Source organism: Promicromonospora sukumoe 327MFSha3.1, assembly GCF_000385135.1.
Taxonomy (GTDB): domain Bacteria; phylum Actinomycetota; class Actinomycetes; order Actinomycetales; family Cellulomonadaceae; genus Promicromonospora; species Promicromonospora sukumoe_B.
Genome location: NZ_ARQM01000010.1, coordinates 1879954 through 1901541, shown reverse-complemented (window position 1 = coordinate 1901541; position 21588 = coordinate 1879954). Strand labels below are relative to the sequence as shown.

The window sequence follows — 21588 nt, the reverse complement described above, 5'->3', positions numbered from 1 at the left end:
CGATGAACCGTTCCCTGCGTCTCGCCGTGCTCGGCGCGGGCGGGCGAGGCGCCGACGCCTACGGACGCTGGGTGCGGGCGCACCCGGACCGTGCCCGCGTCGTCGGCGTGGCCGACCCGGTGCCGGCGCGGCTGGACGCCCTCGCCGGGACGACGGCGGCCCGGTACCCGGACTGGCGCGACCTGGTGGCCGACCTCGCCCACCTGCGGCCGGACGCCGTGCTGATCGCCCTGCCGGACGCGCTCCACGTCCCGGCCGCCGCCGCGGTGGCCGACGCCGGGCTGCCGATGCTGCTGGAGAAGCCCGCCGCGCCGACGCTCACGGGGCTGACCGACCTGGCCGGCGTGGTGCGCCGGACGGGCGCCCGGGTCGCCGTCGGGCACGTGCTGCGGTTCGCGCCGTTCTGGCGGGCCGTGCGGGCCGTCGTCGCGGCGGGCTCGCTGGGCGACCTCGCGACGATCGAGGTGCGGGAGAACATCGGGTTCTGGCACTTCGCGCACTCGTTCGTGCGGGGCAACTGGCGCAACGCCGCCGAGTCCAGCCCCATGGTGCTCGCCAAGACGTGCCACGACCTGGACCTGATCCGCTGGCTCGCCGGGGCGGCGCCCCGGACGGTGTCCAGCACGGGGTCGCTGCTGCACTTCCGCGCCGAGAACGCGCCGGCCGGCGCCCCGGGACGCTGCACCGACGGCTGCCCCGCGGCGACGTCCTGCCCGTTCTACGCGCCGCGGTACTACGTGGACGCCCTGCGCGACGTCACGGGCCACCCCGTGACGATGCTCGGCTCCGACCTCTCCCCCGCCGGACGGCTCGCGGCGCTGCGGCGCGGGCCGTACGGGCGGTGCGTGTACCGGTGCGACAACGACGTGGCGGACCACCAGCAGACGCTTCTGGAGTTCGGCACGGGGCTGACCGCGACGCTCACGGCGAGCGCGTTCACCGCGGAGAACACCAGGCATCTGACGATCACGGGGACGCGGGGGCAGCTGCACGGGCACATGGACTCGGGCGAGATCCGGGTGGACCTGTTCTCGCCGGCGGGGCGGTTGCCGGAGTCGCTGCCGGCTGGTGTCGAGGTGGTGGCCTCCGGCGTCGCCGGCCCCCTGGGGCACGCGACCTGCATGCTCGTCGCCCGCGCCGACTCGGTCGCGGCCGACCACCGGGGGCACGCGGGTGGGGACGACGCCCTGATGGACGCGTTCTGCCGCGCCGTGGTGGACGGCACGGTGGGGACGGGCGAGCTGTCGTTCGCGACGGCGCTGGACAGCCACCTCATGGCGTTCGCCGCCGAGGAGTCGCGCACCGGGGCGGGCGTGGTGGACTTTTCGGCATGGACGGAGACGACGGTGGGGTCGGCGTGACGGGCGTGTCGTGGGCGGACGCCGTCCGCGGCGTCGCCGAACGTGCCGGGGTCGATCCCGGGCTGGTCTCGCTGGAGCCGTTGCCGGCCGGGTGGACGAACGAATCACTTGAGACGGCCGGGGGGCATGCCGCCGGCCCCGCCGCCGCAGCCGACTACGTCGCGACCGGCGGCCGGTTGACGATCCGCGCGTCGGACCCCGTCGCGGCCTCGGTCGCCCTCGCCCGCTACGTGCGCGCCCACCTGGGCACGCGCCTCACCTGGCAGCGACCGTGCGTTGGCACAGGACCGGAGGCGGGCGCAGGGCCGGAGGCGGGCGCAGGGCCGGAGGCCGACGTCGGACCGAATGGGCACCCGGGACCGCAGGTGGGCGCGGGACCCCTGCCAGACGCGCCCCGGACCGCCGTCTCGACGCCGCACGCCGTGCGGTACTACCTGAACGTGGTGACGTTCGGGTACTCGACGCCGTTCTGGGGCTGGGACCGCTGGGAGCGCGAGATCGACTGGATGGCGCTGCACGGCGTCACGCACCCGCTGATGCTCGTGGCGCACGAGGCCGTGCTGGCCGAGACCTTCCGCCGGTCCGGGCTGCCCGACACCGAGGTGGCCGAGTGGATCGGCGGCGCCGCGCACTTCCCGTGGACGTTCATGGGCGGCATGCACTCATTCGGCGGTCCGCTCCCCGCCCGCTGGGCCGAGCGCCGCGTCGACCTGGCCCGGCGGATCCTCGCGCGGATGCGCGAGCTCGGCATGACGCCGGTGCTGCCCGGGTTCGGCGGGCACGTGCCACCGTCGCTCGCGGGCGCGGGCCCCGCTTCCGACGGGTGCCGCGCGGGTGGAACGGGTGGCGACGACGCGGGCAGCCACGACACGGGCGGCGACGACACAGCCGGCTACGACGAGATCGAGTGGCAGGGCTGGCACATCCCGCTGCTGCACCCCGAGTCGGCACGCTTCCGGGGCCTGCACGCGACGTTCGGCCGGGTGCAGCGCGAGCTCCTCGGCCCCGGCACGGGCTTCTACGCGGTGGACCCGTACATCGAGTCCGTGCCGCCGTCGGACGACGCCGACCACCTGCGCTCCGCCGGACGCGGGATGTACCGCGCGCTGGCCGCGGCGGCTCGAGACGGCGGGGAACCCGAGCCGGTCTGGGTGCTGCAGGGCTGGCCCTTCCACTACAAGGGCGCGTTCTGGACGCCGGACCGGGTGGGCGCGTACCTGTGCGACGTGCCCGTCGACCGGACGCTGGTGCTGGACCTCTGGGGCGAGCACGTGCCCCTGCACACCGCGCTGCTCGCCGACGGCGCCCCGCTCGCCGGGCGCCCCTGGGTCTGGTGCGCGCTGCACAACTTCGGCGGGCGGCCCGCGCTGTTCGGCGACCTGGCGGGACTCGTCCGGGACGTGGCCGCGCTGCCCGACGGCGTGCCGCACCTGCGCGGCGTCGGCCTGGCCCCCGAGGCGATCGAGAACAACGAGGTCTTCTACGAGCTCGGCACCGACCTCGCCTGGGACGACGGCCCGCACTCCCCCGCCGACCTCGACGCCTGGCTGGAGAGCTTCGTGCTCACCCGGTACGGGCTCATCGGCTCTGGAGCTGGCGGTGACCCGGTGCAGGAAGCCGCTCGGGTGGCGCTACGCGCTTGGCACACTATTTTATCCACGCTCTACGGATCGGGTCGCACCCGCTCGATCCCGACGCCGGTCATCGCCCGGCCCTGGAGCGCAGGCCTGCCGTTCCCGGCTCAGCGCAGCGCCGGCGAGGCGATCTCAGGTCCGCAGCCGCCCACGCCGTCGTCCAACGTGGACGCCGAGAACGACCCCGCGATCGAGGCCGCCCTCCCCCGCCTCGCCGACGCGGTGCGGGACCTGACGGCGGTTAGGGAGCTGCTAACTGCCGCGGAGTCCCGGCAGAACCGGTCGGCTGGCGGCGGGGAGCACAAGGCAGTGGTCGGCACCGCAGCGCGCGGGACAGACGCCGAGGGCACCGCGAGCGGGGCGGACAGCGAGGCCGCCACGGGCGGGCCGGACAGCGAGGCCGCCACGGGCGGGGCAGACACCGAGGACGCCGAAGGCGAAAACAGCAAGAACACCACAGGCGGGCCAGACGCCGTAGACACCGCCGGGCCCAGCGGCACCAGCGCCCTCGATGTCCTCGACGCCGACATCGCCGACCTGGCCGGGCACGTCCTCGCCCAGGGCACCCGCGCGCACGTGCGCGGGATCCTCGCGGCGGCGCGGAACGGCGACCCCGACGGCGTCCGCGAGCACATGAACCGCCTGCGGGCCGACCTGCTGGAGCTCGACGAGCTGGCCACCGTCCGCCCGGAGAGCCGGGTGCGCACCTGGATCGACGCCGCCCGGGCCTGGGGCGACACCCCCGCCGAGCGGGACGCGATGGAGCGCGAGGCGCGCAGCCTGGTCAGCGTCTGGGGCGGACAGCACAACGGCCTGCACGACTACTCCGGCCGGCACTGGCACCCCCTGGTGCGCGACCTCTACCTGCCGCGGTGGCAGGCCTGGGCCGACTGGCTGGCCGACGCCGCCGCGGCGGGGCCGGTGCCCCCGGACGCCGACCCGACCCCGCTGCGCGCACGCATCGTCGCGATCGAGGAGACCTGGCGCTCCACCACGTCGGGCTGACGCCCGCCGCGCGGTGCGGGAGCCCGGTCGAGCAGCGTGGGACGACCGAACGGTGCGGGAGCCCGGTCGAACAGCGTGGGACACCGCCGAACAGCGTGGTCGGCAGAAGGTCAGGTGGTCGGCAGCTCGAGGTACCGACCACCTGACCTTCTACCGACCGCCCGACGATCTACCGATCACCTGACGAACTGCCGACCACGCACCGGTGCGGGTCAGAACCCGTCCGCGCCGACCGTCGCGCCGTCCGGCACCGTGCCGCCGTCGCCCGCGAGCGCCGCCTTGCCCTCGGCCCGCACGCCTGACCCGAAGGTCCAGTCGCCGCGCACGGTGAGCGAGTCGGCGTCGCGCAGGGACGGCGCGCCCGCGGCGAAGCGCTGCGTGAAGCCGTCGATGAGCTTGTAGTGCGCCTTGTCGAGGTCGACCAGCGGCGCGGGCGCCTGGGCCTCGAGCAGGTAGTCCGGCGTGAGGGTGTACACGTCGGAGCGCAGCACCAGCAGGTCGTTCGTGGTCTTGACCGGCAGGAACCGGGACCGCTCGACCTCGATGGCGGTGGCGCCCTCGAAGACGGCCACGGCCGCGCCCATGGCGGACTCGATCTGCACCACGGCGGGCGACGACGAGTCGGACGGGTCGACCGTCTTGTCGTTGCGGATCAGGGGCAGCTCCAGCACTCCGCCGGTCCGCTCCAGCTCGTCGGCGAGCGCCTGGAGGTCGAACCAGAGGTTGTTGGTGTGGAAGAAGGGGTGCCGGGTGGCGTCGAGCGACGCGGCGACGTCGTCGGGGTGGGTCTGGGCGGTCTCGCGCTGCACGTAGCGGCCGTCGGACTTGCGGACGACGATCTGGCCGCCCTTGACGTCGGCCGCGGTCTTGCGGCAGAGCTCGGCGGCGTAGGGAGCGCCGGAGGCGGCGAACCAGCCGGCGATGGTCGCGTCGGGCGTGGCGCCGAGGTTGTCGGAGTTGGAGACGCACATGTAGCGGAAGCCGGCCTCGAGGAGGGCGACGACGACGCCGGAGGCGTGCAGCGCCGGGTAGAGGTCGCCGTGCCCGGGCGGGCACCACTCGAGGTCGGGGTCCTTCTCCCAGGTGACGGGGGTGAGGTCCGAGGCGAGGAGCTTGGGCTCGCGGTTCTGCAGGAAGTCGACGGGCAGGCCGTCGACGGCGATGTCGGTGTAGCGCTCCAGGGCGGCCAGCGAGTCCTCGCGGGTGCGGAAGGAGTTCATGAACAGCAGCGGGAGGCGGGCGCCGGTGGCCTGCCGGGCGGCGCGGACCTGGCCGACGATGATGTCGAGGAAGGTGAGGATCTCGCCGCCGTCAGGCGCCTCGCGGACGGGCAGGAGCGACTTGGCCTTGTCCATGCCCATGGACGTGCCGAGCCCGCCGTTGAGCTTGAGCATCGCGGTCTTGGCCAGCGCCGCGGCCGCGTCGTCGTCGCTGATGGTCAGCTCGGCGCGGTTGGGGATGTCGACGAGGGGGTCGATGTCGGTCTCGCGGATCAGGCCGGTCTCGCCGGACTCCAGGAGGTGGTAGAACCGCGTGAACGTGTCGATCGCGGCGGGTGCGACGCCTGCCTGGGTCATCTTGGTGCGGGCCTGCTCGAGCCCGGTGGGGTCGGTCATGACCCCCAGGCTATTCGAAACGGGCGGGGTCGCCGGCCCCTTCTCGGACGACCTGTGGATAACCGTCGGACCAGTCGACGACCGTCGTCGGCTCGGTGCCGGCGTCGCCGCCGTCCACCACGGCGTCGAGCACGTGGTCGAGCTCCTCCTTGATGGTCCAGCCGTCGGTCAGGGGCTCGGCGTGGTCGGGCAGGATCAGGGTGGAGGACAGCAGGGGCTCGCCGAGCTCGCGCAGCAGCGCCTGGGTGACGGCGGAGTCGGGGATGCGCACGCCCACGGTCTTCTTCTTGGGGTGCGCGAGCCGGCGCGGCACCTCGGCGGTGGCGGGCAGGATGAACGTGTAGGGCCCGGGCGTGGCGGCCTTGATGGCGCGGAACGCGGAGTTGTCGAGCTTGACGAGCTGGCCGAGCTGGGCGAAGTCGGCGCACACCAGGGTGAAGTGGTGCTTGTCGTCGAGCCGACGGATGCCGCGGATGCGGTCCGCGCCGTCGTGGTAGTCCATGCGACAGCCGAGCGCGTAGGAGGAGTCGGTGGGGTACGCGATGAGCGCGTCGTCGCGCAGCATCGCGACCACCTGCCCGACCGCGCGCGGCTGAGGGTCGACGGGGTGGACGTCGAAGTAGCGGGCCATGCGGGCGAGCCTAGTCGGGCACGGGTCCCGTGGCGCGCGCCAGGGCGCGGCGCAGCTCGTCGGCGCTGGCGTTCCCACCGGTGCAGACGACGCCGACGCGGCGTCCGGCGAAGCGCTCGGGGTCGGCCAGGACGGCGGCGAGCGCGGCGGCCCCGGCGCCCTCGGCGACCGTGTGCGCGCCGGTGAGGTACAGCTCCTGGGCGAGCGTGATCTGCTCGTCGGTGACGAGCACGAAGTCGGTCAGGTGCCGGCGCATGAGGGCCTGCGTGACCTCGAACCCGCAGCCGACGGCGAGCCCTTCCGCGCGGGTGGCGTTCGCCCGCTCGACGAGCGCGCCCGAGTGCCAGGAGTCGTGGGCGGCCGGCGAGGCGGCGGACTGGACGGCGATCACCTCGGTGCCGGGCGCGACGGCGGCCGCGACGAGGCCGGCGGCGGAGGCTCCGGAGCCGCCGCCGACGGGGACGACGAGCACGTCGAGGCCCGGGGCCTGCTGGAACATCTCGAGGTACAGCGTGCCGACGCCGGCGATGATGGCGGGCTCGTTCGCGGCACCGACGAGCCGCGCCCCGGAGGCCTCGGCGAGCGCGGTGGCCCGCTCGCGGGCGTCGTCGAACGTGGCACCCTGGAGCAGCACGTCGGCGCCCTGGTCGAGGACGGCGCGCAGCTTGACGGGGTTGGGGTCGTCGGGCATGACGATGGTGCACGCGGTGCCGGTCAGCCGGGCGGCGTAGGCGACGCCCTGCGCGTGGTTGCCCGTGGAGTAGGCGACGACGCCGCGGGCGCGCTCGGCCTCCGTCATCCCGAGCAGGAGGTTGCTGGCGCCGCGGGCCTTGAAGGCGCCGGTGCGCTGCTGGTTCTCGTGCTTGACGACGACGTCGGCGCCCGCGGCCCGGGTCAGGTCCGGGTACTCCCCCACGGGGGTGCGCACCACCATGCCGTCCAGGCGCGACTGCGCGGCGAGCACGTCGGCGATCGTGACGTCGGGACGGGTCTCGACGAGGTTCATGAACCCAGCGTGACCCGCCCATGACCCATAGGTCCAATACGTGTTACTTCGACTTTCGATCGATGCAGCCTATCTTTCTGCGCTAACCTGGAGGCATGACCGCAGAGCTCGACCTCACCCGGCTGCGCGTCCTCGCGGCGGTCGCCCGTACGGGCTCCGTCACGGCCGCGGCCAAGGAGCTGCACTACGCGCAGCCCTCGGTGAGCCACCACCTGTCCCGTCTGGAGGCCGACGCCGGCATCCCGCTGCTGCAGCGGCACGGCCGCGGCGTCCGCCTCACCGAGGCCGGTCGCCTGCTCGCGAACCGCGCCGAGGAGATCCTCGGCCGCGTCGAGGGCGCGCGCCGCGAGCTCGACGCCCTGGCCGGCCTGCGCGCCGGACGCGCCCGCCTGGCCGCCTTCCCCTCCGCGCTCGCCACCCTCGTGCCCGACGCCGTCGCCCGCCTCGTGCAGGAGCACCCCGGCCTGTCCGTGGGGCTCGTCGAGCACGAGCCGCCGGACGCCGTCGCCGCCCTGCAGTCCGGCGCGGTCGACGTCGCGCTGGTGTTCGAGCACATGGACGTGCGCCACGCCCGCTCCATGGACGACCTGTCGCGGTTCGAGTCGACGACGATCCTCGACGAGCAGGTCAACCTCGTCACGGCCGCGGACCTCGACGCCGCGCCCGGCCCCGGCGTCGTCCCCGACCTGAAGGCCCTGGACGACGCCGACTGGATCGCGGGGTGCGAGCGCTGCCGCGCCGACATGGTGGCGCGCTGCGCCGCCGTCGGCTTCGCGCCGCGGATCGCGTTCGAGACCGACGACTACGTGGCCGTGCAGGCGCTGGTCGCCGCGGGCGCGGGCGTGAGCCTGCTGCCCGGGCTCACGCTGCTCGCGCACCGGCACCCGGGCATCGCCACCGCTCCCCTGCCGGGTGCGAAGCGGCGGGTCATGGCCCTTACCGTCGGCCCGCCCGCGCCGCCCGCCGAGGCCCTGATTCGGCAGCTCGTCGCAGCAGGCGCTAACGTCCCGGTGTGACCCCGGCCACCTCCCCGCACCCCGAGACCTGAGGGCGGACCCGGTCCGATGCTGCTCGTCTCCACCTTCCTCTACTCGGCCGGCGCCGCCGTCGCGGCGTTCATGGCCCTGGAGGCCTACCTCGCGGTGGCCGCCGCCGACCAGACCTACCCGAGCGTCGTGCTGGCCGCGGTCGCCGCCGTCGGGCAGGTCACCGGCAAGCTCCTCTGGTACTGGGCCGGCGCCGGGACCACCCGGCTGCCCTGGCTGCGCAGCAAGCTGGAGTCGCCCAGGATCGAGGCCGCGATGACCCGCTGGCGCGGCCGCACCGAGGGCCGCCCCGTCTACACCGGGCTGGTGCTGCTGGCCTCGGCGTTCGCGGGGCTGCCGCCGTTCATGGTGATGTCCGTGGTCGCGGGCGTGCTGCGGGTGCGGATGTGGCTGTTCGTCGGCACCGGCCTGGTCGGCCGGTTCCTGCGGTTCTGGATCGTGCTGGAGGCCGCGGACCTCGCGTGGCTGCTGTTCTGAGCCGCTTGCGCGTTCCGGGGCCCGCCCGGCGCTACAGGTCGGTCGCGCCGTCCAGGGCCTCGCGCAGCAGGTCGGCGTGGCCCGCGTGCCGGCTGTACTCCTCGACCATGTGCACCAGGATCCAGCGCAGCGTGATGCGCCCGGCGTGGCCCGCGTGCCCCGACGGCCGCGCGACCTCCTGGTCCAGGCCCGCGCCGACGACCTCGTCGAGGATCCGCTCGGAGGCGGCCACGGCGTCGTCGAACAGGGCGACCAGCTGCTCCGGGGTGTCCGTCAGGGCGCTGTTCCAGTCCCAGTCGCGGTCCGCGGACCAGTCGACCGTGTCCCAGGGCGGCGCGGGCCTGCTGCCCCGCAGGCGCACGGAGAACCACTCGTCCTCGACGTAGGCGAGGTGCTTGAGCATCCCGGCCAGCGTCATGGTCGACGGCGGGTGCGGCGTGCGCAGCTGCTCCGCCGTCAGGCCCGCGCACTGGCGCCGGATCGTGGCCCGGTAGAAGTCGACGAAGGACCGCAGCATCGTCACCTCGTCGGCGGCGGCCGGCGGGTCGGTGCGCGCGATCCGGTCGATCTCGGCGCGGGACTCGGGGCTGATCTCGGTGCTCATGGGGCGACCGTACCGATCGCCAGGACGTGCTGGCTCATGTCCGTGACGCCGGGCGTCGTCGACAGCGCGCGGGCGAGGGTGAGCGCGGCGTCGATCAGCGCCGGGGCCTCCGGGGCGTCGAGCGGGACCCGCTCCAGCGCCCCGCCGGCGGGCCCCTCCACCCCGTGCACGACGACGTCGGACAGCCCGGCCTCGGCCACCTCCTGGGCGAGCTCGGCGGCGTCGTGGAAGTGGGCGGCCGGGAACTGCATGTCCGGGGGCGTGCCCTCCTGGAGCATCGGCTGCCAGGCCGACGGCGCGAACAGCTCGTACCCGCCGCCGACCAGGCCCGCGAGGCGCGTGATGCCCGCGGCGACGACGGTGCCGCCCGACCGGGTCACACGCGCGGCCTCGCGCAGCGCCCGCAGCCGGTCGGCACGCGTCGCGAGGTGGTAGAGCGGGCCGAGGAGCAGCACGGCGTCGAAGGTGTCGTCGGCCAGGTCCAGGCCTGGCGCGGCGAGGTCCCGCGCGTCCCCGACCCGCGCCGCGAAGGTGCCGTGCTCGGCCGCGCGCGCGACCTGCTCGGCGACGGGGTCGACCAGGAGCACGTCGAAGCCGTCCGCGGCCAGCGGGGCGGCGTGCACGCCGGTGGCGCCGCCGACGTCGAGCACCCGCGCGCCGGGCGCGAGACGCCGTCGGACCAGCTCCTGGGTGCGGGCGTGCTCCAGCGGGCCCTGCGCCGAGCGGGACGTGAGCCGCGCGTGCTCGTCCCAGCCGGTCAGGCCCGCGTAGTACTCCTGGACCCGCGCGTCGAGCGCGAGCTGGCCGCTCGTGTGCCGGCCGCCGTGCCGTGGGTCGTGCCGTGCGTCGTGCTGTGCGTGATGCTGCCCGTCGTCGTCGCTCGCCATGTCGCGACGGTAGCGACCGGCCTCGCGGGGGTGCCAGGTGTTTCCGGGAGGAAAACATTCGGGTGAAACGGACGAGCCGAATCGTTACATATCCAGTACGCCCCTTTTGCTCGGAGTGTGAGCATGGCAACATTCGCCAGGTGCACCTGATCCGAGAATTCGCACCTGACGCCTACGAGTTCGCGCTGTCGTCCTGGTCGTGGATAGGGACGGGTGACAAGACCCCGCGCTTCGCCTCCTGTTTCGGCGACCTCTTCCTGGAGTCGCGCGACGGCTGGTGGTTCCTCGACACCGTCGAGGGCACGCTGGAGCGCCGGTGGGGCACGATGGACGAGATGTTCGCCGACCTCGAGACCGAGGACGGCCGCGCCGAGTACCTCCTGGAGGAGACGCTCAACGCCGCCCTCGGCCAGGGCATGCAGCTCGGCGACGACGAGGTCTTCGCGTTCCTCCCCCCGCCCGCGGTGACGGGCACCATGTCGGTGGACTCCCTGGCGCCGCTGCGGTTCGCGATCGCGGCCAACCTCGCCGGGCGGATCCACGGGGAGCTCAACGGCGTGCAGCCCGACGCCGGGGCGTCGGCGCTGTTCGCGGCGCAGAACCAGGCGGCGCAGGGGCTGACCGGGGCGACGCCGTCGTTCGACTCGCCGAACCCGCCGGCCGACCTGTGGCAGCCGGCCGCGCAGCAGGTGAACACGGGCGCCTATCCCGCCTACCAGCCGGGCCACGACTCGCGGCAGGCGGCGGCGTACCCGGCCGGATACGAGGCCCAGTACGCAGCGGGCGCCGAGCTGGACTACCGGGGCGGGCAGCAGGGGTACGCACCGGGCGCTCACGGCGCCGGGGCGGGTCAGGGGACGTACGGGGCCGCGGCCGGTTCGCAGGCGGCCGGTTCGCACGCGGCCGGTTCGCACGCGGCCGGCGCCGCGGGGACGCACGCGGCCGGCGCGCCGGACTCGTCAGGCACTGCCGCGGCGCCCCGTGGGTACGTGCCGGCGGGTCCCGACGGGTATCGCTCGTACGACTACGAGGACAACGCCCACACGCTCGACTCGGGCCAGTTCAGCCAGTACATCGCGGACCAGTACAACACCGGCCAGATGAGCGCCGTCGACCACGAGACGCCCGTCCCGCCCCAGCCCAGGCTGCGGCAGGACGGGCGTTGGTCCTACGCCTGAGGTTCTAGGTCCAGGCCGGCCACCGCGGCCAAGATCAGGACCGACCCGGCGATTCCTGCCGGTCCGAGCCGCTCCCCCAGCACGACCGCCGCGGCGACAGCCGCCGTCACTGGCTCCACCAGGGTCGCGACCACGGCCGCACCGCTCCTGGTGCTGCGCAGCCCCGCGTAGAAGAGCCCGTACGCGAGGGCCATCGTGAACACGCCGAGGTAGGCGAGGGTGCCGAGCGCGGCCGGATCGCTCGTGACGAACGGTCCGCCGCCGGCCAGCGCCACCGGGACCAGTCCGACGGCGCCCGCCGTCGTCGCCACGGTGGTCAGGGCGAGCGGGTCGACGACGGGCGACGCCAGCAGCGTGCCGCCCAGCGCCGTCGTACCGGCATAGACCGAGCCGGAGGCGACGGCCAGCAGCAGGCCGAGCACCGGCTGGCTCCCGACGGCGCCGGTCCCCGAGGCGGTGCTGACCAGGACCAGCCCGGACAGCGCCGCGGAGACGACCAGCCCGAGGCGCAGGGTGCCGCGCGGCGGGGCGGTCCGGCGTCGGGCCCGGACGAGGTCCACCCCGGCGAGGATCACCGGGGCGAGGCCCAGGCTGACGACCGTCGCGACGGTGACACCCGCCGTCGCCACGGAGCCGAAGTAGAGCGCCTGGTAGGCGCCTGTCCCCAGCCCCACGGCGGCAGCGCGCACCGGGTGGGCCCGCACCAGGGCGACGAGCCGCGGTCCCCGGCGCAGGACGAACGAGGCGGCGATCAGCGCGAGGGCCGCGATCAACATGCGGTAGGCGCTGACCGTCAGGACGGACATCGACGAGTGGTCGCGGAGGATTTCGAGGGCGAGGCCGCCGGTGCCCCACAGGACTCCGGCGAGGCAGACGAGCAGCAGCCCGGTTCGAGTTGACGACATGTGTACTCCTGGCCGGTCGCGCCTGGCGCCGGCCCGTTCCGAGGGACTTCCGAGGACGGGGATCGTCACGGAGCACGCCTCGGCGCCGGCCCGTGGAGGCCGGTCGCGGTGCCGCTCCGGTCAGGCGACCGGGGGCGGGAGGACGGAGAAGTTCGGAGTCACGGACGGGATGCTAGCAGCGGTGTTGCCGGGTGGGGGCGGGTGTCTCGGGTGGTTGTCCACAGCTTTGGAACTGGAGATGCGGACCAGGGTGGATCGAACATAGATTCGATGCCTGGAATGGTGATTGATAGCTTTGCCGGACGAAGGGGGTGCACATGGAACAGGACATGACGGAACACGGCAGCGCGAGCGACCACGGCGGGGTCGGCGTCGTGGAGCGCTCCTTGCGACAAGCCCTTGTCGGGGATGTCGCGCTGCTCACCGCGACGGACGCCTTTGCGGGTGGCGGCGAATCGACGATCTCGTTGACCCGCGGATTGCACTGGGGTGTGCTACCGGCGGACGGCGAGGGCGTGTTGCCCGCGGCGAGCGTGACCTGGGTCGGTCACTGTGTGGTCGCCTCCGCTTCTGTTGGTTCAAGCAGCACCGTCTCGGGCGCTGCGGCGCCGGCCGTTCTCTCGACCGAGTTAGACATCTCCGCATTGCCGATCGGTGCCGCACTGGTCGCCGCACTGACCGATGTCGAGATGGCGGACACCGACGACGCCGAGCTGGTCGACGTCGCGGCCCGCTGGCAGGACGTCATCTCCTGGGCCACCGCGATGCAGTCACGCGCCACCGGTGAGATCGCGCGACGCCGGGGCTGGTCAGAGGAACACACCGCGGCGGCCGCGGAAGTCAGCGCGCGGCTACGTGTGCCACAGGGCGACGCGAACAAGCTCATGGCCCGCGGCACCGGGCTGGCCGAGCACCCCCAGGTCATGGACGCCCTGCACCAGGCCCAGATCGACGTCGCCAAGGCCGACATCCTGCTGCGCTCCGGCAACCCCCTGACAGTCGAGGAACGCGACCAGGCGATCACCCTCTACCTACCCCACGCACCCGACCGCACCCGCCGCTGGCTGCGCGACAAGATGAACCAGTACGCCACCCGCCTGCACGGCTCCACGGAAGTGGCCAAGCAGGCGATGACCCGCCGCGCGGTCTACCTCGACCCCGCGGACAACGCCATGGCCTGGATCAGCGCCAACCTGCCCGCCACCGACGCGGCCGCCGTCTGGGACGCGATCGACACCGCCGCGCACGTCATCCGCCGGACGCCCGGAACCACCCGCACCCTGGCCCAGGCCCGCGCCGACGCATTCGTGGCGATCGCGACCGGGCGGGTCATCGTGCCGCCACGGGCCGAGTGCGCGCCCGAAGCCGCAGCGCCGGACCCGGGCGCAGGTCCGGCCGAGCCGGTCCTGCCGCGTACCACGATGCCTGCCACCGGCTGCACCTGCGGGGGCTGCACCTGCGACGGCATCTCGATCCGGGTCGTCGCGGTCAAACCTCAGGTCCGGGTCACCGTGCCGGCCACCATGCTGCTCGGCCTGGACGACTCTCCCGGTCACCTCGACGGGTACGGCCCGATACCGGCCGACCAGGCCGCACGGATCGCCACCGACGCTACCTGGCAGCGGCTGCTGACCGACCCCATCACCGGGATCCTGACCGACTACTCCACCACGAGCTACCAGCCCGGCAAGGTCCTGCGCCAGGCAGTCACCGCGCGGGATCAGACCTGCTGCTTCCCGCAGTGCGACCGACCCGCACACCGCGCCGATCTCGACCACATCCAGCCCTACGACCACACACCGGACCGCGCCTCACAACAGTCCGGCGCGCCAGGACAGACGCGCGCCGGGAACCTGCAGCCGCTGTGCCGCGCACACCACCTGGCGAAGACGCACGACGGCTGGGACGTCACCCGCGATCCCAAGACCGGCACCACGACCTGGACTGCCCCGACCGGTCACATCTACAACAGACCACCCGCCCAGGCCGGGCGCGCCATGGCTGACGCGGAAGCTGCCGCTCCGGACGCACCGGGTCCGACCGAGGCCGACGTCACCAGCCTCACCGACGACGTCCGACACTTGCTCGGGACCCGGGAGCAGCCCGCCCAAGGCCACTCAGCTCACTCCCCAGCCGATCGAGCTGCCGGCCCCAACCCGCCCAACGTGTCGGACGAGCCGCCGTTCTGAACAGGCCACCCACATGAGGCCTTGGCCCACGCTCCAGATGGACACGGGCACGCAGCCGGTACAAGTTCTTCCTCGCACGGCTAGACCCGCCCGAGCTCCGCGGCGCGGCGCAGCACGAGCTCGGGCACCTCGTCGGAGACGTAGTCCTCGGTGACCGGCGCCGAGGCGACCCGGCGCACCGGCACCAGCCCGGCCCACCCGTCGAGCTCCAGGTCGCCCGGCTCGAGGGTGGCCCCGCCCTCGCGCTGCTTCATGGAGGCCTCGGCCAGCGGCAGCGCGATCACGACGGTTGCCGCGAGCTCCTTGCGGGTCGGCGGCCGCAGGGTCGCGGACCGGCCGGGGACCATGTGGTCCACGATCAGGTCGAGCGCCTGACGCCGCTCCCCCTGGTCCGTCACCCGGCGCGGCCGGCCGATGACGACTGCCGACCGGTAGTTCATCGAGTGGTGGAAGCCGGTCCGCGCCAGGACCAGACCGTCCAGCTCGGTGATCGTGACACACACGTCGTGCTCGAGCGCAGGCGCCAGCCAGCCCGCCGCGACCGATCCGTGCAGGTACAGGGTGCCGCCGTCGTCAGGCCCGGCGGGGTCGACACCGAAGGCCGTGGGCAGGACCACCGGGTGCGCGCCAGCCGTGACGCCCAGGTGTGCGATGAGCGCGTCGTCGAGCAACGCCATGAGCCGGCGTCGGTCGTCGACCTGCCGGTTCCGGCCGCGGGTCGGCGTCGTCCGGGCCGTCGGCGAGAGCATGTCGGAAGCTGCTGCGGCAGGGGCGACCGCGGCAGAAGCGACAGCCGCGGGAGCGGGCGGTGCGGAGACGGAGGAAGTCTGGGGCGTCGTCATACCGCTAGCCTGGCCCCGAAGTGGCTCATGCACACGGGCCAGTTCGCCACGACTTGAACAGGCCACTGCGCCAGCAGACCACTGCCCCAGGGGCTTCTGACGCGCCACCACCAACGAACCGCCCACGACGAAGGCCACCCCATGCTCCCCGTCCGGCTCGACCGCGCCCGCGCCGAACCCCTCCCCGCCCAGCTCGCGGCCGCCGTCCGCACGCTGGTCACCGACGGGACCCTCAGCACCGGCGACCGTCTGCCCTCCAGCCGCGCCCTGGCGACAGACCTCGGGGTCGCCCGCGCCGTCGTCGAGCAGGCGTACGACCAGCTCCTGGCCGAAGCCTGGGTCTCGACCCGGCGCGGGGCCGGCACCTTCGTGGCCTCCGGGGAGACCCTTCCGACGCAGCGCAGCGCTCACCGGACCGCCTCCCGGGAGCCGCAGTACACCCACCTGGATGCGGGCACGCCCTGGATCGACCCGCGGCACCTCGCGGGCTGGCGCCGCGCGTGGCGGGAGGTCTCCACGGCCAGGCCGCCCCGCGGCTACCCCGACCCGAGCGGCCTGCCCGAGCTGCGCGAGGCCCTGGCGGAACGGCTGGCCCGCACCCGCGGCCTGACCGTCGCCCCGGACGAGATCCTCCTGACCGCCGGGTCCACCGATGCCCTGCGCCAGCTGCTGGGCGCGCTCGGTCCCGGGAACGTCCTGGTCGAGGACCCCGGCTACCGGGCCGCCGTCGAGACGATCCGCATGTCGGGCCGCACCGTCGTCGACCACCCGGCCCTGGCCCCCGTCACGGACCTGACCGGGTGCGCGGCCGCATACGTGACGCCGGCGCACCAGCATCCGCTCGGCCGGGTCATGCCCGCCGCGGACCGGCTCGCGCTCCTGGCGGCCGCCCGGGCTGCGGGCGCCGTGGTGGTCGAGGACGACTACGACTCCGAGTTCCGGTACGACGTCGCCCCCGTGCCCGCCCTCGCGGCCCTCGACCGGTCACAGGTCGCCTACGTCGGTACCGCGTCGAAGTCGGTCAGTCCGAGCCTGCGGCTCGGCTGGCTCGTCGCCCCGCCAGAGGTCCACGAGCGCCTGGTGCGGCGCCGGACGATCACCCACGACACCCCGCCCTGGACCAGCCAGCGCGCCCTGCTGACCCTGCTCCGCGACGGCTGGGTCGACAAGGTGGTGCGCACCGCCCGCCGCGTCTACGCCGACCGCGCGCCCCGGGTCGCGGCGGCGCTGGAGCCGCACGCCGAGCTCGCCGGGCCGCTGGCCGGCATGTACTCGACGTGGCACACGAGCGCCGCGGCGGCCCAGGCGGCGCGGACCTCCGCCCGCGCCGCCGGGTTCGACGTCCGGCTCCTGGCGGACTACTGCCGCAGCGCGAGCCTGACGGGCCTCGTGCTCGGCTTCGGCGGCGTGACCGACGCCGAGCTCGACCGGGCGCTGGAGGCGATCGTCAGCGGCCTGCGCGGCAGCTGACGATCACCCCCGGCGCCCGAGGAGCACCTCAGACCAGCGAGTCCTGCCACGCCTCGTGCAGCCGGGCGTACCGCCCGTCCCCCGCGATCAGCTCGGCGGGCGTGCCGTCCTCGACCACCGCGCCGTGCTCCATCACGAGCACCCGGTCGGCGATAGCGACCGTGGAGAGCCGGTGGGCGATGATGATCGCTGTCCGGTCGGCCAGCAGGGTCTGCAGGCCCCGCTGGACCAGCCGCTCGCCGGGCATGTCGAGGGACGACGTCGCCTCGTCCAGCACCAGCACCGCCGGGTCGGCGAGGAACGCCCGCGCGAACGACAGCAGCTGCCGCTGCCCGGCCGACACCCGCCCGCCGCGCTTGTTCACGTCGGTGTCGTAGCCGTCGGGCATCTCCATGACGAACTCGTGCGCGCCCACGGCGCGGGCCGCCGCCTCGATCTCCTCCTGGGACGCGCCCGGCCGGCCGAGCGCGATGTTCTCGCGCACGGACCCGCTGAACAGGTACGCCTCCTGCGTGACCATGACGACGGCACGCCGCAGGTCGGTCGAGGACAGGTCGCGCACGTCGATCCCGTCCAGCCGCACGGCGCCCGCCGACGCGTCGTAGAAGCGCGTGACGAGCTTCGCCACCGTGGACTTGCCGGCACCCGTGGTGCCCACCACGGCGACGGTCTGCCCGGCCGGGATCGTGAGGTCCAGGTCCGGCAGCACCACGGGGCCCTCGCCGTACTGGAACCGCACGTGGTCCAGCCGCAGCTCACCGCGGGCCCGGTGGCCCGCCGCGGCCAGCGGCGTCGGGTTGGTGGGCTCGACGACGGTGGGCTCCTCGGCGAGCAGGCCGGAGACCTTCTCCAGCGCCGCCGTCGCGGACTGGAACGCGTTGTAGAACATGCCGAGCTGCTGCACCGGCTGGAAGAACCGCTTGCAGTACAGCAGCACGGCCGCGAGCACGCCCACCTCGAGCGCCCCGTCCAGCACCCGCCAGCCGCCGACGGCGAGCGCCGCGACGACCGTCAGGTTGCCGATGAGGATCAGGCCGGGCTGGAACCGCCCGTTGACGCCGAAGATCTGCAGGTTGGCGTCGCGGTAGTCCTCGCCGAGCTTGCCGTAGTCCGCCTCGGTGGTGGGCTCGCGGCGGAACGCCTGGACGGCGCGCATCCCGGTCATGGTCTCGACGAACTTGACGATGAGCCGGGCCGACGCCGTCCGCTGCTCCCGGTAGTACCGCTGGGACATGCGCTGGAACCAGCGGGTGAGCAGCCAGGCCGGGATGAACGCCACGGCGAGCACGAGGCCGGAGCGCCAGTCGATGAGCAGCAGGCTCACGAAGGTGAACACCATGAGCAGCAGCGAGGAGACGACGCCGGTCAGGCCGCCGTCGAGCAGCTCCCGCAGGGCCTCCAGGTCGGAGGTCTGCCGGGAGATGATGCGGCCCGAGGTGTATGACTCGTGGAACTCGAGCGAGAGCCGCTGCGTCTGGCGGAAGACGCGGCGGCGCAGGTCGAGCAGCACCGCCTGGGCGATGCGTGCCGCGGCCCGCACGTAGGCGCCGGCGGCGACGCCGCCGAGCACGGCCGCGACGAGGTACCCGGCGCCGGTGAGGACCAGCGGCGTGACGGAGCCGTCCTGCAGGGCCGGTACCGCCTTGTCGATCGCGACGGCGACGAGCCACGGCCCGGCCACCTGCCCGAGCGTGGACGCGACCACGAGCACGGCGGCCCAGGCCAGGGCCCGCTTGTGCGAGCGCAGCAGGTCGCCGAGCAGGCGCATGGACCGGGAGCGGACGGCGCGCGATGCCTCCTTGCCGAGGCGCGTCTCGTCGTCCGCGGCGGCGTCGGTGGGTCGGCGACGGCCGGGCGCCGCAGTGGTGGGATCCGTGGTCGCGGTCATGACAGCGCCTCCTGGCTCTCGGGCTCGGCGTTCCGGGGACCGTCACTCCTGGGATCGCCGGGGTCCGGCGGCGGGTTCTCCCCGTCGTGCGCCTCGTAGTCCTGCTCGAGGCTGGAGATGATGTACCGGTAGTGCGGGTCCGTGGCGAGCAGGTCGTGGTGCGTGCCGACGGCGGTGATGCGCCCGCCCTGCAGCACGGCCACCCGGTCGGCCAGGGCCACGGTGGAGGGCCGGTGCGCGATGATCAGGCTGGTCGTGGCCTGCAGCACGTCGCGCAGCCGGGCGGTGACGGCCTCCTCGGTGGTGACGTCGAGGGCGGACAACGGGTCGTCGAGCACGAGCACCCGCGGCCGGGCGGCGATGGCCCGGGCCAGCGCGAGCCGCTGCCGCTGACCGCCGGAGAGCGACATGCCCTCCTCGCCGATCCGCGTGCCGACGCCGTCCGGCAGGTCGAGCACGAACTGGGCCTGGGCGACCTCCAGCGCCTGCGTCATGAGCGCCTCGCGCTCGGCCTCCGGCAGGTCGTCGCGCACGCCGAGCAGCACGTTGTCCCGCACGGACGCGGAGAACAGCGTGGGGTCCTCGAACGCGACGGCGACGCGCTCGCGCACCTGGGCGCGGGTCATGTCGCGTACGTCGACGCCGTCGACCTCGACCACGCCCGCCGTGACGTCGAAGAGCCGGGGCGCGAGCATCGCGAGGGTCGACTTGCCGGAGCCGGTCAGGCCGACCAGGGCGGTGGTGGTGCCGGGCGGCAGCTCCAGGTCGACCTGGTCGAGCACGGGGCGGGCGGCGTCGTCGTACCGGAAGGTGACGTTGCGGAAGGCGACGTGCCCGCCCGTCTCGGCCCCATCGTTCGAGCCCGCGGGCGGCAGGTCCGCGGGCCGGGCCGGGTCGGTCAGCGGGTTGACCGTCTCGATGACCTCGAAGAAGCGGTCGACGGCGGTGCGCGCGTTGAGCGTCATCGACAGGGTCATGCCGAGGTCGACGACGGGCCCGTTGATCACCGCGGTGGTGGTGAAGAACGCGACCAGCGCACCGAGCGTCATGTCGCCCTGCGCCACCAGGTAGACGCCGACGACGAGGGCGACGGCCTGCGTGGCCTCGGGGATCACGCGCAGCGCGGTGGTCAGGCCGGCGTCGGTGGTGGCCTTGCGGATCTCGGTCTCGCGCAGCTCGGACGCCTGGTCGGTGAACGAGTCCAGGGCGTCCGTGCCGCGGCCGAAGGCCTTGAGCACGCGGATGCCGTGCACCGACTCCTCGACGGTGGTGGCCAGGTCGCCCGACTGGTCCTGCGAGAGCCGCGAGATCTTGCGGTACTTGCGGGAGAACCGGAACGCCAGGATCGTCACCGGGATCGCGCCGCACAGGAAGATGACGCCGAGCCAGCCGCCGGTGACCACGAGGAGCGCGACACCCACGACGATGGTCACGAAGCTGACCACGAGCTGCAGGATGCCGAACACGAGCCAGCGGCGCAGCAGGCCGAGGTCGCCCATGATGCGGCTGAGCAGCTGCCCGCCGGGCCAGCGGTCGTGGAACGCGACCGGGAGGTCCTGCAGGTGCTTGAACAGCGCCATGCGCATCACGGCCTCGACCCGGGTGCCGGGGAACATGACGAGCGTGCGGCGCAGCAGGATCAGGCCGGCCTCGCCCACGCCGAGCGCGGCGACGAGGACGACGGACCAGATCAGGCCCGACCAGTCGTGCTCGCGGGCACCGGCGGTCAACGGACCGTCGGTGACCCACTGCAGCACGCGCGGGATGGCGAGCGCCATGAGGCTGGCGCCGAGGGAGGCCACCAGTCCCCCGACCAGGCGCGGCAGTGCGGGCCGCACGTAGGGGTAGAGGCGACGGATCGACGCGAAGGTGCTGCGCTCCGCGCCGGGGGGACTACTGGGGTCAGAAGAAGGATCGGATCGATTCGAGCGTTCGTCTGTGGGAGGCATCACAACCATTATCCCGCCGGGCGCAAGTTGTTAGTTTCGGTAAGCACCTTTCCTCTTGTGACCTGCACCACAGCTTTCCGGGCCGACGACGGGGCGCCACCCGGCCCCGGTTCAGCGCACGCGCACCGACAGGCAGGTCACGCAGCCCTCGAGCTTCTCGAACTCGCTCACGGGCGTGGTGCGCACCGTGAGCCCCCGTCCGCGCAGCAGCTCTGCGGTCCCCGGCGCCCCCTCGGACAGCAGGACGGTGTCCTGGTCCAGCACGACGACGGCGGTGCCCTCGGCCTCGGGCACCGGCAGGAACGACTCGAACACGGCCGGGTCGTCGACCAGCGGCGGGTACCCGATCACGGTGCCGTCCGGCAGCGCGGTGACGGCCGACTTCAGGTGCAGCGCCTTGGTGACCGGCACCTCGACGACGGTCCAGGCGCGCGGTTCGAGCAGCGCCCGCAGCTGGGCCGCGCCGTCTTCGTTGGTGCGCAGCGTCCGGCCCACGTAGACGGTGCGGCCGACCTTGAGGATGTCGCCGCCCTCCAAGGTGCCCGGCTCGGTGATCTCGGCGACCTCCCGCCCGGTCGCCCCGGCCATGGGACGCATGGACTCGACCTCGCCGCGCCGGGACAGGGCCCCGGGCCGGGTCAGGACCATGAGGTCGTCGAAGACCACCACGGTGTCCTCGACGAACACCCCGTCGGGGTGCTGGTCGGCGGCGGGCAGCTCGCGCACCGCCCAGCCCTGGTCGCGGAACACGTCCACGTACCGCGCCCACTGCGCCGCGGCCAGGGCCGCGTCGACGGGGACGCGCTCGAGGTGCGTCAGCTCGCCGCCGGCCAGGGCGGGCGACGGCGGGCGGACGAGCAGGGTGCGGTGCGCGGGCTCTGTGGTGACCATCCCGCGACG

At 73.9% G+C, this 21588-nt stretch carries 17 protein-coding genes; 7 read left to right on the top strand and 10 right to left on the bottom strand.

The genetic code is table 11. The features are described from left to right. The first annotated feature begins 2 nt into the window (after positions 1-2). Both H291_RS0112195 and H291_RS0112190 read left to right on the top strand, forming a co-directional pair. Complete coding sequence (locus tag H291_RS0112195) at positions 3-1361, top strand: Gfo/Idh/MocA family protein (protein WP_020015278.1); 1359 nt, start codon at positions 3-5, stop codon at positions 1359-1361. Next, a complete protein-coding gene (locus H291_RS0112190) occupies positions 1331-4000 on the top strand; it encodes an alpha-N-acetylglucosaminidase (RefSeq protein ID WP_020015277.1) in 2670 nt (889 codons plus the stop codon). Before H291_RS0112195 ends, H291_RS0112190 begins: the two co-directional genes overlap by 31 nt. Positions 4001-4212: 212 nt before the next feature. Here H291_RS0112190 and H291_RS0112185 read toward each other — a convergent pair whose 3' ends face one another. From H291_RS0112185 to H291_RS0112175, 3 genes are read right to left on the bottom strand one after another with little or no spacing between them, the layout of a single operon-like run. After that, positions 4213-5616 carry a UTP--glucose-1-phosphate uridylyltransferase gene (locus tag H291_RS0112185; RefSeq protein WP_020015276.1) on the bottom strand — a complete coding sequence of 468 codons (1404 nt, stop codon included), beginning with the start codon at positions 5614-5616 and terminating at the stop codon, positions 4213-4215. 10 nt (positions 5617-5626) lie between these two features. Continuing rightward, entirely contained in the window at positions 5627-6247 is a 621-nt protein-coding gene (locus H291_RS0112180) for an L-threonylcarbamoyladenylate synthase (protein WP_020015275.1), read from the bottom strand. Between the two features lie 10 nt (positions 6248-6257). After that, on the bottom strand, positions 6258-7253 hold the full coding sequence (locus H291_RS0112175) for a threonine ammonia-lyase (RefSeq protein ID WP_020015274.1): 996 nt from the start codon (positions 7251-7253) through the stop codon (positions 6258-6260). A gap of 95 nt (positions 7254-7348) precedes the next feature. Here H291_RS0112175 and H291_RS0112170 point away from each other — a divergent pair, with 95 nt between their 5' ends. Next, positions 7349-8269 (top strand): LysR family transcriptional regulator, encoded by a 921-nt coding sequence (locus tag H291_RS0112170; RefSeq protein ID WP_020015273.1) that lies wholly within the window; start codon positions 7349-7351, stop codon positions 8267-8269. Between the two features lie 48 nt (positions 8270-8317). Further along, entirely contained in the window at positions 8318-8776 is a 459-nt protein-coding gene (locus H291_RS0112165; RefSeq protein WP_020015272.1) for a hypothetical protein, read from the top strand. A gap of 31 nt (positions 8777-8807) precedes the next feature. Here H291_RS0112165 and H291_RS0112160 read toward each other — a convergent pair whose 3' ends face one another. Further along, positions 8808-9380 (bottom strand): DinB family protein, encoded by a 573-nt coding sequence (locus H291_RS0112160; RefSeq protein WP_020015271.1) that lies wholly within the window; start codon positions 9378-9380, stop codon positions 8808-8810. Beyond that, positions 9377-10267, bottom strand: a complete 891-nt coding sequence (locus H291_RS32525) for a class I SAM-dependent methyltransferase (RefSeq protein ID WP_020015270.1) — start codon at positions 10265-10267, stop codon at positions 9377-9379. The genes H291_RS0112160 and H291_RS32525 overlap by 4 nt, the downstream gene beginning before the upstream one ends. A 140-nt stretch (positions 10268-10407) precedes the next feature. Between H291_RS32525 and H291_RS32520 the strand changes: the two genes are divergently transcribed. Continuing rightward, positions 10408-11445, top strand: coding sequence for a T6SS immunity protein Tdi1 domain-containing protein (locus H291_RS32520; protein ID WP_051109415.1), 1038 nt, complete (start codon positions 10408-10410; stop codon positions 11443-11445). On the opposite strand, the gene H291_RS0112145 is transcribed toward H291_RS32520, so the two are convergent. Next, the gene (locus H291_RS0112145; protein ID WP_020015269.1) at positions 11436-12350 is read right to left on the bottom strand and encodes a DMT family transporter; all 915 of its coding nucleotides are present in this window, start codon (positions 12348-12350) and stop codon (positions 11436-11438) included. The two genes, H291_RS32520 and H291_RS0112145, sit on opposite strands and share 10 nt — an antisense overlap. Before the next feature lie 317 nt (positions 12351-12667). Between H291_RS0112145 and H291_RS32515 the strand changes: the two genes are divergently transcribed. Further along, entirely contained in the window at positions 12668-14539 is a 1872-nt protein-coding gene (locus H291_RS32515; RefSeq protein ID WP_157236832.1) for an HNH endonuclease, read from the top strand. Between the two features lie 80 nt (positions 14540-14619). On the opposite strand, the gene H291_RS0112135 is transcribed toward H291_RS32515, so the two are convergent. Then, the gene (locus H291_RS0112135; protein WP_020015267.1) at positions 14620-15288 is read right to left on the bottom strand and encodes a pyridoxamine 5'-phosphate oxidase family protein; all 669 of its coding nucleotides are present in this window, start codon (positions 15286-15288) and stop codon (positions 14620-14622) included. 234 nt (positions 15289-15522) lie between these two features. On the opposite strand from H291_RS0112135, the gene pdxR reads away from it, so the two are divergent. Further along, positions 15523-16851: a MocR-like pyridoxine biosynthesis transcription factor PdxR gene (gene pdxR / locus H291_RS0112130; protein WP_020015266.1), complete on the top strand. Its 1329-nt coding sequence runs from the start codon at positions 15523-15525 to the stop codon at positions 16849-16851. Positions 16852-16879: 28 nt separating this feature from the next. On the opposite strand, the gene H291_RS0112125 is transcribed toward pdxR, so the two are convergent. The 3 genes from H291_RS0112125 to ddaH all read right to left on the bottom strand — a co-directional run bounded on the left by H291_RS0112125 (position 16880) and on the right by ddaH (position 21579). Next, positions 16880-18739 (bottom strand): ABC transporter ATP-binding protein, encoded by a 1860-nt coding sequence (locus H291_RS0112125; RefSeq protein ID WP_020015265.1) that lies wholly within the window; start codon positions 18737-18739, stop codon positions 16880-16882. Next, complete coding sequence (locus tag H291_RS29800; protein WP_084467977.1) at positions 18736-20688, bottom strand: ABC transporter ATP-binding protein; 1953 nt, start codon at positions 20686-20688, stop codon at positions 18736-18738. Before H291_RS29800 ends, H291_RS0112125 begins: the two co-directional genes overlap by 4 nt. 111 nt (positions 20689-20799) lie before the next feature. Beyond that, positions 20800-21579, bottom strand: coding sequence for a dimethylargininase (ddaH, locus tag H291_RS0112115; protein WP_020015263.1), 780 nt, complete (start codon positions 21577-21579; stop codon positions 20800-20802). Positions 21580-21588: the final 9 nt, after the last annotated feature.

Excerpts from the sequence above, each read along its gene's own strand:
- ddaH (WP_020015263.1), bottom strand. The coding sequence starts at position 21,579 with ATGGTCACCACAGAGCCCGCGCACCGCACCCTGCTCGTCCGCCCGCCG.
- H291_RS0112170 (WP_020015273.1), top strand. The coding sequence starts at position 7,349 with ATGACCGCAGAGCTCGACCTCACCCGGCTGCGCGTCCTCGCGGCGGTC.
- H291_RS32525 (WP_020015270.1), bottom strand. The coding sequence starts at position 10,267 with ATGGCGAGCGACGACGACGGGCAGCATCACGCACAGCACGACGCACGG.
- H291_RS0112195 (WP_020015278.1), top strand. The coding sequence starts at position 3 with ATGAACCGTTCCCTGCGTCTCGCCGTGCTCGGCGCGGGCGGGCGAGGC.
- H291_RS0112135 (WP_020015267.1), bottom strand. The coding sequence starts at position 15,288 with ATGCTCTCGCCGACGGCCCGGACGACGCCGACCCGCGGCCGGAACCGG.
- pdxR (WP_020015266.1), top strand. The coding sequence starts at position 15,523 with ATGCTCCCCGTCCGGCTCGACCGCGCCCGCGCCGAACCCCTCCCCGCC.
- H291_RS32515 (WP_157236832.1), top strand. The coding sequence starts at position 12,668 with ATGGAACAGGACATGACGGAACACGGCAGCGCGAGCGACCACGGCGGG.
- H291_RS0112180 (WP_020015275.1), bottom strand. The coding sequence starts at position 6,247 with ATGGCCCGCTACTTCGACGTCCACCCCGTCGACCCTCAGCCGCGCGCG.
- H291_RS0112145 (WP_020015269.1), bottom strand. The coding sequence starts at position 12,350 with ATGTCGTCAACTCGAACCGGGCTGCTGCTCGTCTGCCTCGCCGGAGTC.
- H291_RS0112185 (WP_020015276.1), bottom strand. The coding sequence starts at position 5,616 with ATGACCGACCCCACCGGGCTCGAGCAGGCCCGCACCAAGATGACCCAG.
- H291_RS0112175 (WP_020015274.1), bottom strand. The coding sequence starts at position 7,253 with ATGAACCTCGTCGAGACCCGTCCCGACGTCACGATCGCCGACGTGCTC.
- H291_RS0112160 (WP_020015271.1), bottom strand. The coding sequence starts at position 9,380 with ATGAGCACCGAGATCAGCCCCGAGTCCCGCGCCGAGATCGACCGGATC.
- H291_RS0112165 (WP_020015272.1), top strand. The coding sequence starts at position 8,318 with ATGCTGCTCGTCTCCACCTTCCTCTACTCGGCCGGCGCCGCCGTCGCG.
- H291_RS29800 (WP_084467977.1), bottom strand. The coding sequence starts at position 20,688 with ATGCCTCCCACAGACGAACGCTCGAATCGATCCGATCCTTCTTCTGAC.
- H291_RS0112125 (WP_020015265.1), bottom strand. The coding sequence starts at position 18,739 with ATGACCGCGACCACGGATCCCACCACTGCGGCGCCCGGCCGTCGCCGA.
- H291_RS0112190 (WP_020015277.1), top strand. The coding sequence starts at position 1,331 with ATGGACGGAGACGACGGTGGGGTCGGCGTGACGGGCGTGTCGTGGGCG.